Genomic DNA, 15,478 nt, shown 5'->3' on the forward strand with positions numbered 1-15,478 from the left:
GCAGTCAGCAGGGAATCGGGAGCAAACGGAGCCGCGTCACCCGCTCGAGGTGGCCCTAGCGCCGACCCACCGACTCGCGGGCGCGGTCCACCATCTTCCCCGCCCAGGGCTCCGAGCGGTGACTCCACACCCACGCGGCGCCCAGGAAGCTCAGCCCGAGCAGCACGAGCACCAGCCGCGCCAGCTTGGAAGGCCCCTGTTCGCCCTGCGCCATGACTAGCCCACCACCCGGTTGCGGCCCGTCTTCTTGGCCTTGTACAGGTTGGCGTCCGCCACCTTGATGAAGTGGGTGGGCTCCGTCATGTCCACCGCCATCTCCGCCACGCCGATGGAGATGGTCACCGGAATCTCCTTCTCGTCGTAGACGAAGGACTTCTCCGCGATGAGCTTGCGAATCTTCTCCGCGAACAGGAGCGCCTTGTCCGGCCCGTCCTCGGGCATGACCACGGCGAACTCCTCGCCGCCGTAGCGCGCGAAGCACTGCTCACGGCGCACCAGCCGCTTGACGGACTGAGCCAACTCCCGCAGCACGTAGTCCCCGGCCAGGTGCCCGTGGACGTCGTTGATCTGCTTGAAGTGGTCGATGTCGAACATCATCAGCGACAACGTGCGCTGGTACCTGCTGGAGCGGCCCATCTCCCGCTCGAGGTACTCCAGGAAGAAGCGCTTGTTGTTCACGCCGGTGAGGCCGTCGGCGATGGTCAGCGTGTAGATGGTCTCGTGGTACTGGGTCTCGATGTTGTCGCCATCGAGGAACTTGAAGATGGAGCCCCCCACCTTGATGAGGTCGCCGCTGCGAAGCGGCTGGGCCTGGAGCACTTCCTGGTCGTTCAGGTAGGTGCCGTTGGTGGAACCCAAATCCTCCACCAGCATCTTCCCGCCCCGCCCCAGCACGCGGGCGTGCCGACGGGAGACGTTGTCCAGGTCCACCACGATGTGGTTGTGCTGGTCCCTGCCAATGGTCAGCTCGGAGTCGACAAGGTACTTCTTGCCGAGCTCCGGGCCGTGAATCTGGACGAGGCAGCACTCGGTGCTGCGCTCAGAGCGCAGATCCAGGGAGGAAATCTTGGTGACGCGCGTTTCGTCGCCTGACATCGCCGCCAAGGCTAGCACGACCCCCTTTTCGGAAGCCAAGTAACCCCTGCGGGAACCGTGCTTCCCGTCGCTCCCAGGAAGACCCCGACGGCGACCATGTCCCACATCTGGGGAGTCCGGCCTGGAGGGGAGGACGTGGGCGGGCGGTTGGGCACTCAACGAAGGCAACCGAGCAGGCCTCGGCGGCCTTGTCGCCCGAGGGGGGCGGACTAACGTCCGGCCCAACTATGTCCAAAGTCCTGGCGATGATTCTGGCGGGCGGCGCGGGTACGCGTCTGGAGCCCCTCACCCGTGAGCGGGCCAAGCCCGCCGTCCCCTTCGGGGGACGCTACCGCATCATCGATTTCGCCCTCTCCAACTTCACCAACTCGGGTGTCTACCGGGTCAAGGTGCTCACCCAATACAAGAGCGATTCGCTCAACAACCACCTGTCCCGCGCCTGGCGGATGTCCGCCTTCCTGGGTCACTACGTGGAGGCGGTGCCCGCGCAGATGCGCACCGGCGTGGACTGGTACAAAGGCAGCGCCGACGCCATCTACCAGAACCTCAACATCATCACCGACGAGGAGCCGGACTTCATCTTCGTCTTCGGCGCGGACCACGTGTACCGGATGGACACGCGGCAGATGCTCGACTTCCACGTGTCCAAGCGGGCCGCGTGCACCGTGGCGGCCATCCCCGTCCCGATTGAGCAGGGGCGCGAGTTCGGCATCATCGACGTGGGCCCCGACGGGCGCATGCGCGCGTTCCTGGAGAAGCCCAAGGACCCGCCGCCCATGCCGGGCAACCCGAAGATGTGCCTGGCCTCCATGGGCAACTACCTCTTCACCACCGAGGTGCTGGTGCAGGAGGTGGTGCGCGACGCGGCCAACGAGACCAGCGCTCACGACTTCGGCAAGTCCATCATCAGCCAGATGTACAAGACGGCGCCGGTGTACGTGTACGACTTCGCGCAGAACGAGATTGCCGGGCAGGAGGGCAAGGAGCGCGGCTACTGGCGGGACGTGGGGAACATCGACGTGTACTACCAGTCCAACATGGAGCTGGTGGAGGTGGACCCCGTCTTCAACCTGTACAACGACCGCTGGCCCATCCACACGCAGTCCAACAACTACCCGCCGGCCAAGTTCGTCTTCGCGGACAAGGACAACCAGCGGGTCGGCCACGCCACGGACTCGCTGGTGGCCGAGGGCTGCATCATCTCCGGCGGGCACGTGAATCGCTCCGTGCTGTCCCCGAAGGTGCGCGTCAACTCGTACTCGGAAGTGGCGGCGTCCATCCTCTTCGAGAACGTCACCATCGGCCGCCGCAGCCGCATCCGGAAGGCCATCATCGACAAGAACGTGGAGATTCCGCCGGGGACGACCATTGGCTACGACCCGGTGGAGGACAAGCGGCGCTTCCACGTCACACCGGATGGCGTCGTCGTGATTCCCAAGGGCATGAAAGTGGTGTGAGGCGACCATGGGCTCATCGGGGGGCCTTCACCTGCGGCCAGCGCGCGACTCGGACCGTCGCGCGCTGTGGCGTGTCCACACCGAGGCGGTGGAGACGCTGTGCCAGGGTGTCTATGCCCCCGATGAGCTGAATACCTGGGTGAGCCTGCTGCGGCCAGAGGGTTACCTCCGGCCGGACCGGCCTCGCACGGTGCTGGTGGCGGAGCGAGGCCGACGGCTGGTGGGCTTTGGCCAGCTCGATTCCCGCGCCGGAGAGTTGGAGGCCCTCTACGTGGTGCCAGACGAGGTGGGCCACGGCGTCGGCTCCCGTCTGCTCGCCGCGCTGGAGTCGGTGGCCTGGGGGGGCGGCACGCCGCTGTTGGGCCTGGATGCCAGCCTCAACGCGGAGGACTTCTACAGGCACCGCGGCTACGTATCTCTGCACCCGGCCAAACGGCCGTTGACGCAACGGGTGCAGCTGGCCTGCGTGCGGATGCAGAAGCGCAGGCCCATGCTCTCCTCGCGACGCGAGCCAAGCGCCGGGGCGATGACGTCTACCTGAAGGCGGCCTTGACCTCGGGCTTGGCCAGCACCACCAGCGCCCAGATGCTGATGGGCAGGGCGAGACAGCCGCAGGTGCCACAGCATGGCACGAGCGACGCGATGGCACCCGCCATGGCCAGTCCACGGCTCTGGAGCTGCCGCATCTTGAACGCACCGAAGAAGGTGAGCGCATTGAGGAGGACGACGGGGCCGAACGTCGCCAACCTGCCGCCCATGGAGACGAACCATTCAATGGTCTCCCTGTTCTGATCAATCGCGTCCCGGTAACGCGCCAGGTTCGGGTCGTTGTAGATCTGGTCCAGTTGCTCCGGGCCCACGGGCGTCGCCATGTTGGTGAGCGCCCACAGGAACGTCACCGCGGAGGTGACCATCAGGAGGATGGCCGGCAGGGACACGGCCTCTTTCGGGTTCGTGCCAGGGAAGCCGTCTCCCGCGGGGGCTCCGTATACGTTCTCCATGTTTCCAGCTCCCATGACACGTGAAGGGTGCGCGGGCCCACGGCCCGGGACGGCGCGCATTCCAACCAGGAGGCGGTGCGGGCACCAAGCGAAATGGCGCCGCACCGTCCCCCAGTCGTCATGCTCACGCCTTGAAGGTGAGCAGGGGCGCCAGCCGCGCCACCTCGCGGACGATGCCCGCCTTCACCTGCGAGTCCACCACCGGACGGATGGGCTTGTAGGCGGCCGGGGCCTCCTCCACCCGCCGCTCCGAGCGCAGGGTGATGCAGTCCACGCCCTTGAGCCCCAGCGCCGCCTCGCTCTGGTCCGCCCCGCCGCGAGACAGGGAGAAGCGCGAGCGCGCCCGCCCCGCCCCATGTGACGCGGACTCCAGCGCCCGCGCATCGCCACACCCCACCATGAGGAAGGACGTGGCGCCCATGGAGCCGGGAATGATGACGGGCTGTTCGGCGCCCGCGGGGCAGGCCCCCTTGCGCGCCAACCAGCCCCCCTCGTACGGGAGGGTGAGGTTGTGCGGAACGTCGTAGACGAGCGGTGCCTCCACGTCTCCGAACAGCTCGCGCAGCGTCTGTCGCAGAAGCTCCGCGAGCAGCAGGCGGTTGAGGAAGGCGTAGTTGGCGGCCGTGGCCTCCGCCTCCAGGTAGCCGGAGACGAGCGCCTCGTCGGCCAGGGGGAGGATGCCGCTCTCCGGAAAGGGAGCCCCTTGTGGCCACGCCTTGCGGGTGCGCTCACGCCAGGCGACCCCGACGTGTTTGCCCACGTCGCGGCTGCCGGTGTGAATCATGAACGCGAGCTGCCCCTCTCGCACGCCCCACTCCCAGGCTCGGGCCCGGTCCTCGACGGCCTCCACGCGCTGCACCTCGACGAAGTGGTTGCCTCCGCCAATGGTGCCCAGGCCCGCGTCGCGCACCACGCCCTCACGGGTGAGTGCGTCCGGTGCCCAGCTCGGGTTTCCTCTCAGCGCGCCGCCCAGATGGATGCGGCCCACCTCCGCGTCGAGCTGCCCCAGGTCCGCCGTTCGCGCGCAGCCCAACGGTGCGTCCAGCGTCTCCAGGAGCCAGCCTGGGATGCCGTCGCGCAGCAGGGCCGTGGACGCACGCGAGGACATCGCCACGTCCCTCGTGCCGAAGAAGTAGTGGCCCTTCATGCGCTCGACGAAGTCGTCGCGTCGAGCCAGGAAGTCCTCCACGGAGAGGTCCGCGACGTGCAAGCGCATGCCGCAGTTGATGTCGGTGCCCACGGCGCCCGGGACGACGAGACCCCGCGTGTGCAGCACCGAGCCGATGGCCACACCGGAGTCGCCCGGGTGGAAATCAGGAGTGGCGCGCACGCGCAGCACCTCGCCACCGCCCGGGTGCTTCAGGGCCGCGAGCTGTGCGAGTTGTTGGAAGGCCTTGCCCTCGACGGGCAGGTCCGGGGGAAGAAGCACCTCGGCGGGTGGCGCGTTCGCGTCACCGTGGAGGCGCACGGTGTAGAGGTGACCGTCATAGGTCACCTCGAGCCCCTCGCGGGCAAGCGCCCGCAGGAGCCGATTCAGTTTCGGCTGCATGACCCAACTCAGGGAATGCCCCGGTGCTCGCGTGCGAGCGGCTCGGGGAGACGTGGCGAAGAGAGATGGTGGACCTTGGGTCAGCAGCCGCGGTCGCCGGACGGCTCGAAAGCCATCCTCACCGCGCAGGGACGCAGGGCGCCCCGGGGACTGACGAAACAGTCCACCGGAGCGGCCACACCTCGTCCAAGGTCACGGCTCTATACACAGGACGGCTTTGCCCGCTCGACGAAGAGCCATGCGGCCGCGAGCAGCACGTCGCCGTCACTCCGTCGGGACTACACCGCCCCGGACAGGCCACCGTCGACGTTGATGGCCGCGCCACTGATGTAGCCGCCCCGAGGCGACAGCAGGAAGGCGACGACGTCCGCGAACTCCTCCGCGCGGCCCACCCGCCCCAGGGGAATGCCCGCGTTGCGCGCCATCTCCGCCTGGAACGACTCCACCGACTTGCCCAGCTCCTGCGCCCGGCGCACCCACTGGCCACTCTCGATGATGCCCACGAGTACCGCGTTCACGCGGATGTTCTTCGCCCCCAGCTCCTTCGACAGCGCCTTCGTGAGCGCCATGCCCGCCGCGCGCGAAACCGAGGACGGCGTGGACTGCGCCCCCGGAGACTTCGCGCCAATCGAAAGCACGTTGACGATGGACCCTCCCCCGGACTCGCTCAGGTGAGGCAGCACGTGCCGCGACGCCCGCACCGCCGCGAACAACTTGAGCTGGAGGTCCGTTTCCCACTCCGCGTCCGTCACCGAGGAGAACGGACGGGCCGAGGCAGTGCCGGCGTTGTTCACCAGCGCGTCCACCCGCCCCCACCGCGCATGGGCCGCGTCCACGAAGTGCTCGACCTCCCACGCCTTGGACACGTCCGCCTGCACCGCGAGGACATCACCGCCCTCCGCACGCAGGGCCGTGGCCGTGGCCTCCAGTCGCTCCGCGCCCCGGGCACACAAGGCCACTCGCGCCCCTTCCCGAACGAGCCGTCGGGCCACCGCCGCCCCCAGCCCGTCCGAGCCGCCCGTCACCAACACCACCTTGCCACCCAGCTCCAGGTCCATGTGCGCCTCCTTCGCGGTCCACGGCACCGGAGGCTCGCGAGAGCCTCCGGCATGGACACCGGCGCGCGACCGATGACGCCGCGCACACAGCGGAGGCTACGCCATCACGCGGGCTGCTTCACGGGCACATGCCGCTTCTTGTCGAAGGCGGCCAGCGTGGTGGCGATTTCCTCGTTCACCAACCGCAGCATGTCCTGCTTCTCGCGGAACGGGAGGAAGGCGCTCTTGAAGCCGGAGACGATGATGGTGGCCAGGTCATCGAGCGACAGCCCGAGTTCCTTGTGCGCCACCCACAGCTCCTTCGTCACCGTTGTGTCGGTGATGAGGCGGTTGTCGGTGTTGATGGTCACCCGCAGGCCGTAGTCGAAGTAGAACTTCAACGGGTGCGCGGCGAGGCTCGACACCGCGCCCGTCTGCACGTTCGACGTCGGACAGACCTCCAGTGGAATCCGGTGGTCGTTGACGTAGTTGAGCAGGTCCCCGTCCTCGCGCAGCCGCGTGCCGTGGCCAATGCGGTGCGAACCCAGGTTGTGGATGGCCTGGGAGATGGACTCGGGGCCGTACGCCTCGCCGGCGTGGGCGGTGCAGTTGACGTTGTTCTTCAGGATGAGCTGGAAGGCGTCCTTGTGGTCCTTGGCCGGGAAGCTGGCCTCGGCGCCCGCGAGGTCGAAGCCGATGACGCCCCGGTTCTTGTAGGCCACCGACAGCTCCGCCAGGCGCATGGACGTCTGCGGATTGATGTGGCGGATGCCGCAGACGATGACGCCGCACTTGATGCCCGTCTCGCGCTTGGCCACCCTCAGGCCCTCGAGCACCGAGTCGATGACGGTGGTCATCTTCAGGCCCTTCTGCAGGTGCAGCGCGGGCGAATAGCGCACCTCCAGCCACCGCACGTTCTCCGCCGCCGCGTCCACCGCCAGCTCATAGGCCGCGCGGTAGAGGGCATCCGCCGTTTGGAGCACGGAGAGCGTCACGTCGAACGCGACGAGGTACTCCTCCAGGCTCTCGCAGACCTCACCCATGTGGATGGCCTTGGCCAGTCCGTCCACGGTGTCCGAGGGCAGCTTGACCTTCTGCTGCTCGGCGAGCTCGAGAATGGTCTTCACCCGCATCGAGCCATCCAGGTGGCAGTGCAGGTCCGTCTTCGGCAAAGCGTGCAGCAGCTCTTCGGTCACCGCCAGCGTGGGGGGCGGGACGAAGTCCGTCCGCCGGGCTCCAGAAGGGATGCCGGTGGCGCTGGGAATCTCGTCGTCACGAATCGTAGGCATGGTCGAATTTCCTTCCTTACGCCATCCTCCAAACCATGTCGCCCCGCGCGTGTCCATGCAGGCACCTCGCCCTCGCCCTCACCCTGACACTGGTGACGGCCATGGGGTGCCGGGAGCCCGCGGAAACGGTCTTCCGGTACTCGACGGATGCATCCTCCCGCGCCGGGCTGACGCCCCTTCCGGACGGGGTCCTCACCGGGAACGAGGCCGGCGCCGTGGTGCGGTTGGACAGGACGGGGGCGCTGGTCTGGAGGGTGGCGCTCGGACGGGAAGTGGCGACGCGGCCCGTCGTGGCCGGAGACAGCGTCATTGTCGGAACGGTCGCTGGAGACCTGGTGCGTCTGGCGCTCGCGGACGGGGCGGAGCGCTGGCGCCTCACCGGCGAGCCCCCGGTCCTCACCCCCCTGGTCCCCGCCCCTGACGGGGCGTCGGTCTACGTGGTGGCCCCGGATGGCGCGGTGCGTTCCCTCGCGGTGGACACCGGGAAGGTCCGGTGGAAGACCCCCGCCCCCAAGCCCGACGAGGCCCACCTGGACGCCGGTCGCGGGCTCCCCTCCCCCGTTCTCGTGGACGGGCGGCTCGTGGTGGCGCTCGGCGACGTGGGGCTGGTGGCCCTGTCCACCGCGGATGGAGCCCGGGTCTGGCGGCAGGAGGTCCGGGGCGTTTTGGGACTGGAAGTCAGGGGGGAGGCCCTCTTCGCCAGCACGCGAGACAAGCGCGTCTGGGCCTTGCGGACCCAGGACGGCGCGCCGCTATGGGAGCAGAGCCCCGCGAAGGACCTCACCAGCCCTCCCTCCCTGGCCCTGGGCCTGCTGTGGGTGGGGGCGCGCGTCGAGGACGCACCGGTGCTGGTGGGGCTGTCGCCCGAGGACGGGAAGGAAGTGGCGCGGGTGGGACTGCCGGATGTGCTCACCACCCACGTAGCGGAGGCCCCTGGCGACGTGCTGCTGGTGCCCACGCACGGAAGACAGGGACGGCTCCTGGCCTTGAAGCAACCCACGTGGGAGCGCGCGTTCTCCCTCCGCACGGACACCGCGCTGCGCTCGCGGCCGGTGGTCCTGGGTGAGCAGGTCTTCGTACTCGGCCAGGATGGGCGGGTGCTGTCGTGGAAGCTGCGCCCACCGGAGCCTGAGCGCCGGCCATGAAGCTTCCCGACGCGACGTTGTCAGGAGGCCCCGCGGACGGGCGTCCTCTTCCCGCGCCCGGCAGAAGAGGCCCTACACGCTCTCGGACTTCGCTGGTTCGAATCCAGCTCCCTCCGTCACAGGAGGGATAGCCAAGCGGTCAAAGGCACCAGATTTCCATCTGGCGGTTCATCCTCACGGCTTCCTCACTCGGGCGCGGAAGAAACCCCGCGCGTCCCTCGCTAGCCTGGCATCAGGAAGCGGGCGATGACGCGCTTGAGCCCCACGGCGCCACCGAACTCCACCGTCACCTTGGCGTTCGGCCCCGAGCCATCCGTGGCGACGATGCGGCCCACGCCGAACTGCTCGTGTCGCACGCGCATGCCGCGCACGTCTCCGCTCACCGCGTCCATGTCCGACGCCTGCGAATAGGAACGGTCGATGCGCGGCCCGTCGTCCTCGTCCCAGCTCCGCTTGCGCGGGGCCACGGGAGCGGGCCGAGGCGGCTCCGGCACATCCTGCTCGCTGATGCCGAACAACTTGGGCGGCACGTCTCGCAGGAAGCGGCTGGGCGGGTTGTAGCGCAGCTCACCGAACAGCGAGCGGCACTGCGCCAGGCTCACGAAGAGCCGCTTGCGCGCTCGGGTGAAACCCACGTAGCAGAGGCGCCGTTCCTCGGCCATCTCCTCCCCGTTGTCCGGGTCCTCACCCTTCAGCGCGCGTGAGTGCGGGAAGACGCCGTCTTCCAGACCCGTGAGGAACACCGCGTCGAACTCCAGGCCCTTCGCCGCGTGCAGCGTCATCAGCGCCACCCGGCCCTCGCCGACCTCCGCGTCCGCGTCACCCACCAGCGAAATCTGCTCGAGGAACGCCTGGAGCGGCGGAGTGTCCGCCGACAGGGGCGCGGCATCCACCTCGGGCGGCACCTCTGGAGGAGGATGGGCCGCGGCGGCCACGGCGGCAGCCGCGCGGTTCAGGTCGAACTCCTGCGCGGCGCCCAGGAACTCGCGAAGGTTCTCCGCGCGTGTCGTCGCCTCGTCGCTGCCCTCCGCGACGAGCGTCTCCACCAGCTTCGTCTCGCGCAGCATCTCGTCCACGGCGCTCGCCGCGTCCGTGGTTCCCTGCGCATAGACGTTCAGCGACTTCAGCAGCGCGTGGAACGTGCGCAACCGCTTCACCGCCGTGGAGTTCAGCGCGGGGATGCGCTCCGGCTCGGCGAGGACCTCGAAGAGGCTCTGCCCCTGGGTGTTGGCGTGGTCCGTCACCCGTTCGACCGTGGTGTCACCGATTCCGCGCGCCGGGGTGTTGATGATGCGCAGCAGGTCCGCGTCCGAGCGCGGGTTCACCATCAACCGCAGATACGCGGAGGCGTCCCGCACTTCCGCGCGGTCATAGAAGCTGCGTCCGCTCACCAGCGTGTACGGCACGCGCGCCAGGCGCAGTCCCTCTTCCAGCACGCGGCTCTGCGCATTGACGCGGTAGAAGACCGCCATGCTGGAGTACTTGATGAAGCCCTCGCGCTGGAGCGCCAGAATCTGGCGAGCGACCTCCTGCGCTTCCATCCGCTCGTCGCGGTTGAGCATGAGCTGGAGCGTCTGGCCCGCGGGCCGGTCGGACCACAGCTTCTTCTCCATCCGTCGCGTGTTCTTCCGGATGACCTCGTAGGCCGCGTCCAGGATGTTCCGGTCCGAGCGGTAGTTCTGCTCCAGCTTCACCACCTTCGCGCCCGGGTACTCGCGGGGGAAGTTGAGGATGTTGTCCACGTCCGCGCCGCGCCAGCGGTAGATGGACTGGTCGTCGTCCCCCACCACCACCAGGTTCGCCGACGGCGGCGGCGCCAACTGCTGCAGGAGCGCGTACTGCACGGGGTTGGTGTCCTGGAACTCGTCCACCAGCACGTGGTGGAAGCGGCGCCGGTAGTTCTCCAGCACCTCCGGCCGCTTGCGGAACAGCGTCACCAGCAGGAGCAGCAGGTCGCCGAAGTCCACGGCGTTGGCCGCGCGCAGGCGGTCCTGATAGGCGCGGTACACCTTGTGGACCAGCTGGCCGCGCTCGTCACCGGGCGCCACCTCCATGTCCTCGGGCAGCCGGGCCGCGTTCTTCTCCTGGTCGATGCGGCTCAGGATTTCGCGCGGTTGCATGGACTGCTCCAGCCCCGCCTCCCGCATGGCCCGCTTCACGACGTTGAGCTGATCCCCATCGTCGTAGATGACGAACGAGCGGGTGAGCCCCACGTGCTCCGCCTCGCGCCGCAGAATCATCGCTGCGGCCGAGTGGAACGTGCTCACCACCAGGTCGTTCGCCTGACGCCCCAGCAACTGCACCAGGCGCTCGCGCATCTCCCGCGCCGCCTTGTTGGTGAAGGTGACGGCGAGGATGCGCCACGGGAAGACCTCTTGAACCTTCACCAGGTGCGCCACCCGGCGGGTGATGACGCGCGTCTTGCCACTGCCGGCGCCCGACAGGACTAGGAGAGGGCCCGTCTGGTGGAGCACGGCCTCGCGCTGGGGAGGGTTCAGGTCTTCGAGGAGGGCGGATTCGTGGGCGTTCACGGTGGGACTCAAGAGGGGGCCTGTGCTTCTAACGTCTTTCTCCGTCCGGTGGGCGGCCTTCCACCACACCCGGACGCCCGGCCGGTCCCCTGGCTTTTCGCCCTCGGCTATAAAGGGCGAAACACCATGTCCGACTCCCCCTCAGGTCCTCCGTCGCGGCCCACCCAGGCCGCGCTGGACCGCTACGCAGAGCTCTTCAACCAGAGCCTGACGATGCGTCACTTCGGCGCCATCGTGTCCTTCCCCGAAGGCCGCAAGGTCGTCGTCTCCCTACTTGAGCTGCGGCCAGAGCACCGAGGGGGCGTGGGCAGCGCCGCCGCCGTCAACGGCGGCATCCTCGCCGCGCTCTTCGACCTGGCCATCGGTACCTGTGGCGCGCTGGTGGACCCCAGCCGCCGCTGCGCCACCGTGCAGCTCTCCATGAGCTTCGAGCGGCCCGTCACCGGCGACCACATTCGCGTGGAGGCCGAAATCGACAGCCAGGGCCTCACCCTCCTCTTCGCCACCGCCCGCGTGTACGACGAACAGGGGCGGATGTGTGGGCGGTGCCAGGGCGTCGTCCGCCTCTCCAACCTCCCCTGGTCCTCAGGGGAAAGCCCCGCCATCAACTGACCCTTGACTACCCCTCCGCACACCCTCCCGGCATCCGACGATATGTCCGCCTCGGACACACGTTACCCGGGCACCGGGGAGCGGCCACGTCCCGGAGACGCTTCAGAGCGACGGGAAGACGGCATGAGTGCAGCCGTGCAGGGCCTGCGGATGACGACGGTTCGACTACCGAGGGAAGCCGAGGAGCCGATGGAGGCGTCGCGCGGGACGGACGAGGAGTCCCTGTCGCGCAAGGCCCTCGCCGGGGACAGGGGCGCGTGGGACGCACTGGTTGCGCGCCACCACCGCCGCGTCGTGGTATCGCTCCTGGCCCGAGGCGTCCGGGTGGACCGGGCGCACGAGCTGGCCCAGGAGACGTGGGCCCGGCTCATCCAACAACAGCAGCGAGGGCTGCTGACGGAGCTGCGCCTGCCCAACCTCGCCCTCACCCAGGCGGCCTTCCTGGCCGCGGACGATGCCCGCCGCGTCCGGCGAGAGTCCATCTCCGGGGCGGTGGAGGAATTGCCCGAGCGCCAGCACCCGGTGGACCCCTCCGTGTCCGCCGAGCGTCGCCTGCTTTCCGAAGAGCAGCTGTCCCGCGCCCATGCCGCGCTCGCCCAGGTGTCGCCGAGCGCGCGGAGCGTGTTTCTCCTGGCCTGTGACGGCCAGGAGCTTCCCCATGCCGAAGTCGCCGCGAAGGTCGGTCTCTCCGTCCAGCGCGTGCGGCAGATCCTGTGCGAGGTCCGCAAGAAGCTGCGGACCGCGCTCGAGGAGGAGACCCATGCTTAAGCCCCACCTGACCCGCGACTCCGCGGAGCAATACATCCTGGGCGCGTTGGCCCCGGAGAAGGCGGCGGCGTTGGAGGCCCACACGTTGGAGTGTGAGCCTTGCGCCGTGCTGCTGCAGGAAGAGGCCCTCCTGTCCGAACAGCTCACCGAGGCGGCCAGCACCTTCCCCCAGGAAGAGCGCGTCATCCGCCCCGCGGCGTGGCACGCGCGACGCGCGGTGACGGGCGCGGCCATCGCGGCCCTCGCTGCCGCCGCTTCGCTCGCACTGGTGCTGCTGACCGGCGACAAGGCGCCCCATCCGTCGCTGCCCGACAGCCTCGATCCACGGCCGCCCATGGTGGCCGTGGACCTGGATGACGGCGACTCCCCGACGAAGACGAACGTCGTCGCCTGTCCGGACCTGGCCACGCAGGACTTCTGCACGCGCAAGGCCGCCGAGCGCGGCCTGCTGGTCATGAATCCCGGGGGCACCGCCGAGGTCCCCCGCTACGAGGCCCGCACCGGCCTCCCCGAAGGCGCGCTGAGCGCGCGCCAGCCCGTGTCGCTGTGAGGACGCCCGCCATGGACTTCCGGAAGAAACTCGTCGCCCTGCTGCTCGCCCTGGCCGCTCCGGTGGCCCTGGCGCAGCCGTCGGGCGGCGCCCCGAAGCTGCCAGTCGGCTGGTACGTCACGGAGAGCGCACCCAAGCGCTACGAGGCCGGCGTGGACAACAGCGCGCCCTGCGAGGGCGCTCGCAGCGCGTACCTGCGCTCGCTATCGCTCGACGAGGCGGGCTACGGCACCTTCATGCAGGCCTTTGGCGCGCAGGACTTCCGCGGCAAGCGGCTGCGCTTCTCCGCCGCCGCGCGCGTGAAGGACGTGGACGGCTGGGCCGGCCTGTGGATGCGCGTGGAGGGGCCGGACCCGAAGCAGCCCCTCGCCTTCGACAACATGCAGTCGCGCGCGCTGGTCGGCACCCGTGGCTGCAAGCGCTACGAGGTGGTGCTGGACGTCCCCAAGGAGGCCACCACCATCATGGCCGGCCTCATCATGAGCGGCACGGGGCAGGCGTGGCTGGACGGCGTGCGCTTCGACATCGTGGACAACACGGTGCCCGTGACGGACCTGCTCGCCGCGCGCCCGGTGGTCGCATCCACCGGCCCCGCTGGGCTGGACGAAGTCGCGCCCGTGGCGAAGAACGACCAGGTCCCCCTGGGCCGCGTGGGCGACGTCTGGTTCAACCATGGCCGCGTCGCGGCGGACAAGCCGTACACCCGGCGCACGGATGGCGTCTGGGTGAGCATCCTTTCAGAGGAGATCTACGAGCACGGCATCGAGGTGACGGGCACCTTCGGCCAGCGTCAGCTCGACCTGAAGGTACGGGCCGGCACCTCGAAGACGCTCATCGACGGCACGTGGGGCGGAGAGCCCGTCAGCATCATGCTCTCTCCGGACACCCTCACCATGAAGTGGGGCCGGCTGACGCGCGAGCTGCAGCGGGACAAGAATGCCGCGGTGGACAGCACCTGCAACCGCTACCAGGTCAACGAAGGGCCGCGCATCATGGACCAGATCGACGTGTGCGGCGCGGCGCTGGGCACCCGGCCTCCGCCGGCCCAGCTCGTCACGGCATTCCTGGCCAACGGCTTCCGCCGCTCCACGCCGGCTCGCAACTTCCCCATTCCGCAGCCGCCCGTGCTCAGCCGGGAGGCGCTCGACACGCAGCGCACCGGCACTCCGAATCAGTAGCAACCCGGGAACAGTGGGGCCCCGCGCTCACCGCGAGGGCCCCGTCCCGCGAAGTCAGAAGGCGAAGTCGCGCTCCAGCGTCTCGCCGCCAGCCTGCACCGTGAGGTGGGCGGAGCGCGCGCCGGTGGAAGACGCCGTGGACAGGTCGAAGGCCAGACCCTCCGGCCCGGACGTGGGCTTGAGCGAGGGACGGCCGGGACTGAGGAACACCGCCGCCGTCACCGTCCGGCCCGCCAGGGGCTGCACGAGCAGCTTGACGCGCTGACGCTCGCGAACCAGCACCACGCGGAACTCCCGCCGCTCTTCCAGAATCTCACGGTGCTCCGGGTGGCGCGCCGCAGAGGGGCGCTGCGACACCGGCTCGCGAGAGGAGCGCGCGGAGCGGGCCATCGTCCCGTCCCCCTCCTCCATCTCCAGGGCTTCCTCAATCGCGTCGTCACCCTCGCCCAAGGCCAGCACCGCCTGGGCGCACTCGCCACAGCGCGCGGTGTGCGCATCCATCCGCTCGCGCTCGTCCGAGGACATCATCCCCATGTCGAAGCGCCAGAGGTCATCTTGCGTGAGATGGCGACGCGGGGGCGCGTCCACGGGCGCCGCATCCGCGATGTCCGCGCGGCACTCGGCACAGCCCTGGATGTGGGGGGTGGGCGATTGGGGCGCGCCTGTCCAGGTGGCCACCAGGTCATCGCAGCCGGCCCGGGAAGCGAACCACCAGGCCTTGTCCTGCTCCGCCGAGTCGAGGAGTTCGAACTCCTGCCGACGCTGCGGGTTGAGGGGAATGAACCAACGCGCTCTGGGACGAAGCGACGAATCCAGGCTCCCGAGCGACTCCAGATAGCGGTCTCGATTTCGAGCGCCCTCACCGTCCAAGGAACCGTGGAGGGCCTCCCAGGCGGCCAGCGCAAATGCGGCGGAGGCGGCCCTGTCCCGAGCGGCAAGTCCCTCCAGCGCCGAGGCCCGCCACACTTCCGCCTCGTCCCCGCCGTCCAGCGCCACTTCCATCGCTTCTTCCGCGGCCCTCAACAGCACGGGCTGGAGCGCCTGCGGTTTCTGCGCTTGGAGCCAGGTCTCCACCCCCGGTCGACCGAGGCCGCGAAGGGCGGCCTCCACACCTTCTGTCCCCAGCCGGGTCGCCCTCCTCAACAAGTCCCCCGCGGCTTCGAGGACGACTCCTGGTGAGGTGGACCCGGCGGTGAGAACAGAACGACGGGCGGCGTAGCGAGACATGGCATCGGTCTTCATGACTTCATTCCTCCTGAATACCCC

Annotated in this window: 15 protein-coding genes; 7 read left to right on the plus strand and 8 right to left on the minus strand. The window is 69.1% G+C overall.

Annotated elements, in window-relative coordinates; translation table 11 throughout:
* Positions 1 to 55 precede the first annotated feature (55 nt).
* Positions 56 to 214, minus strand: a complete 159-nt coding sequence (locus HUA74_RS24885) for a hypothetical protein (protein WP_174456538.1) — start codon at positions 212 to 214, stop codon at positions 56 to 58.
* Between the two features lie 2 nt (positions 215 to 216).
* Positions 217 to 1,095 (minus strand): GGDEF domain-containing protein, encoded by an 879-nt coding sequence (locus tag HUA74_RS24890; RefSeq protein ID WP_141642273.1) that lies wholly within the window; start codon positions 1,093 to 1,095, stop codon positions 217 to 219.
* 227 nt (positions 1,096 to 1,322) lie between these two features.
* Here HUA74_RS24890 and glgC point away from each other — a divergent pair, with 227 nt between their 5' ends.
* Together glgC and HUA74_RS24900 are read left to right on the plus strand one after the other, a co-directional pair.
* Positions 1,323 to 2,552 (plus strand): glucose-1-phosphate adenylyltransferase, encoded by a 1,230-nt coding sequence (gene glgC, locus HUA74_RS24895; protein WP_174456539.1) that lies wholly within the window; start codon positions 1,323 to 1,325, stop codon positions 2,550 to 2,552.
* A gap of 7 nt (positions 2,553 to 2,559) precedes the next feature.
* Positions 2,560 to 3,093 carry a GNAT family N-acetyltransferase gene (locus HUA74_RS24900; RefSeq protein ID WP_141642271.1) on the plus strand — a complete coding sequence of 178 codons (534 nt, stop codon included), beginning with the start codon at positions 2,560 to 2,562 and terminating at the stop codon, positions 3,091 to 3,093.
* Here HUA74_RS24900 and HUA74_RS24905 read toward each other — a convergent pair.
* The 4 genes from HUA74_RS24905 to add form a co-directional block, all read right to left on the minus strand.
* Complete coding sequence (locus HUA74_RS24905; RefSeq protein WP_141642270.1) at positions 3,086 to 3,553, minus strand: hypothetical protein; 468 nt, start codon at positions 3,551 to 3,553, stop codon at positions 3,086 to 3,088. The two genes, HUA74_RS24900 and HUA74_RS24905, sit on opposite strands and share 8 nt — an antisense overlap.
* Before the next feature lie 124 nt (positions 3,554 to 3,677).
* Complete coding sequence (locus tag HUA74_RS24910) at positions 3,678 to 5,102, minus strand: RtcB family protein (RefSeq protein ID WP_174456540.1); 1,425 nt, start codon at positions 5,100 to 5,102, stop codon at positions 3,678 to 3,680.
* 278 nt (positions 5,103 to 5,380) lie between these two features.
* The gene (locus HUA74_RS24915; protein WP_141642268.1) at positions 5,381 to 6,160 is read right to left on the minus strand and encodes an SDR family NAD(P)-dependent oxidoreductase; all 780 of its coding nucleotides are present in this window, start codon (positions 6,158 to 6,160) and stop codon (positions 5,381 to 5,383) included.
* A gap of 104 nt (positions 6,161 to 6,264) precedes the next feature.
* On the minus strand, positions 6,265 to 7,428 hold the full coding sequence (gene add / locus HUA74_RS24920) for an adenosine deaminase (protein ID WP_141642267.1): 1,164 nt from the start codon (positions 7,426 to 7,428) through the stop codon (positions 6,265 to 6,267).
* A gap of 101 nt (positions 7,429 to 7,529) precedes the next feature.
* Between add and HUA74_RS24925 the strand changes: the two genes are divergently transcribed.
* Complete coding sequence (locus tag HUA74_RS24925; protein ID WP_254625219.1) at positions 7,530 to 8,573, plus strand: PQQ-binding-like beta-propeller repeat protein; 1,044 nt, start codon at positions 7,530 to 7,532, stop codon at positions 8,571 to 8,573.
* A 221-nt stretch (positions 8,574 to 8,794) separates the two neighbouring features.
* Here HUA74_RS24925 and HUA74_RS24930 read toward each other — a convergent pair whose 3' ends face one another.
* Complete coding sequence (locus HUA74_RS24930) at positions 8,795 to 11,116, minus strand: ATP-dependent helicase (RefSeq protein WP_141642265.1); 2,322 nt, start codon at positions 11,114 to 11,116, stop codon at positions 8,795 to 8,797.
* Positions 11,117 to 11,230: 114 nt separating this feature from the next.
* Here HUA74_RS24930 and HUA74_RS24935 point away from each other — a divergent pair, with 114 nt between their 5' ends.
* The 4 genes from HUA74_RS24935 (at position 11,231) to HUA74_RS24950 (ending at position 14,212) form a co-directional block, all read left to right on the plus strand.
* Positions 11,231 to 11,716 carry a PaaI family thioesterase gene (locus HUA74_RS24935; protein WP_174456542.1) on the plus strand — a complete coding sequence of 162 codons (486 nt, stop codon included), beginning with the start codon at positions 11,231 to 11,233 and terminating at the stop codon, positions 11,714 to 11,716.
* Positions 11,717 to 11,839: 123 nt separating this feature from the next.
* Entirely contained in the window at positions 11,840 to 12,484 is a 645-nt protein-coding gene (locus HUA74_RS24940; protein WP_246137134.1) for an RNA polymerase sigma factor, read from the plus strand.
* Entirely contained in the window at positions 12,477 to 13,034 is a 558-nt protein-coding gene (locus HUA74_RS24945; RefSeq protein ID WP_174456543.1) for a zf-HC2 domain-containing protein, read from the plus strand. Before HUA74_RS24940 ends, HUA74_RS24945 begins: the two co-directional genes overlap by 8 nt.
* A gap of 11 nt (positions 13,035 to 13,045) precedes the next feature.
* Entirely contained in the window at positions 13,046 to 14,212 is a 1,167-nt protein-coding gene (locus HUA74_RS24950; RefSeq protein WP_174456544.1) for an AraC family transcriptional regulator, read from the plus strand.
* Positions 14,213 to 14,266: 54 nt separating this feature from the next.
* Here the strand turns inward: HUA74_RS24950 and HUA74_RS24955 are convergent, their stop codons facing one another.
* The gene (locus tag HUA74_RS24955) at positions 14,267 to 15,454 is read right to left on the minus strand and encodes a hypothetical protein (RefSeq protein ID WP_174456545.1); all 1,188 of its coding nucleotides are present in this window, start codon (positions 15,452 to 15,454) and stop codon (positions 14,267 to 14,269) included.
* Positions 15,455 to 15,478: the final 24 nt, after the last annotated feature.

The sequence above is a fragment of the Myxococcus sp. CA051A genome (genome assembly GCF_013336705.1).
Lineage (GTDB): Bacteria > Myxococcota > Myxococcia > Myxococcales > Myxococcaceae > Myxococcus > Myxococcus llanfairpwllgwyngyllgogerychwyrndrobwllllantysiliogogogochensis.

Bases quoted from the DNA above. Each gene is read 5' to 3' on its own strand.
- HUA74_RS24945 (WP_174456543.1), top strand. From the start codon at position 12,477: ATGCTTAAGCCCCACCTGACCCGCGACTCCGCGGAGCAATACATCCTG.
- HUA74_RS24950 (WP_174456544.1), top strand. From the start codon at position 13,046: ATGGACTTCCGGAAGAAACTCGTCGCCCTGCTGCTCGCCCTGGCCGCT.
- HUA74_RS24910 (WP_174456540.1), bottom strand. From the start codon at position 5,102: ATGCAGCCGAAACTGAATCGGCTCCTGCGGGCGCTTGCCCGCGAGGGG.
- HUA74_RS24925 (WP_254625219.1), top strand. From the start codon at position 7,530: ATGGGGTGCCGGGAGCCCGCGGAAACGGTCTTCCGGTACTCGACGGAT.
- HUA74_RS24900 (WP_141642271.1), top strand. From the start codon at position 2,560: ATGGGCTCATCGGGGGGCCTTCACCTGCGGCCAGCGCGCGACTCGGAC.
- HUA74_RS24905 (WP_141642270.1), bottom strand. From the start codon at position 3,553: ATGGAGAACGTATACGGAGCCCCCGCGGGAGACGGCTTCCCTGGCACG.
- HUA74_RS24940 (WP_246137134.1), top strand. From the start codon at position 11,840: ATGAGTGCAGCCGTGCAGGGCCTGCGGATGACGACGGTTCGACTACCG.
- add (WP_141642267.1), bottom strand. From the start codon at position 7,428: ATGCCTACGATTCGTGACGACGAGATTCCCAGCGCCACCGGCATCCCT.
- HUA74_RS24885 (WP_174456538.1), bottom strand. From the start codon at position 214: ATGGCGCAGGGCGAACAGGGGCCTTCCAAGCTGGCGCGGCTGGTGCTC.
- HUA74_RS24915 (WP_141642268.1), bottom strand. From the start codon at position 6,160: ATGGACCTGGAGCTGGGTGGCAAGGTGGTGTTGGTGACGGGCGGCTCG.
- HUA74_RS24890 (WP_141642273.1), bottom strand. From the start codon at position 1,095: ATGTCAGGCGACGAAACGCGCGTCACCAAGATTTCCTCCCTGGATCTG.
- HUA74_RS24935 (WP_174456542.1), top strand. From the start codon at position 11,231: ATGTCCGACTCCCCCTCAGGTCCTCCGTCGCGGCCCACCCAGGCCGCG.
- glgC (WP_174456539.1), top strand. From the start codon at position 1,323: ATGTCCAAAGTCCTGGCGATGATTCTGGCGGGCGGCGCGGGTACGCGT.
- HUA74_RS24955 (WP_174456545.1), bottom strand. From the start codon at position 15,454: ATGAAGACCGATGCCATGTCTCGCTACGCCGCCCGTCGTTCTGTTCTC.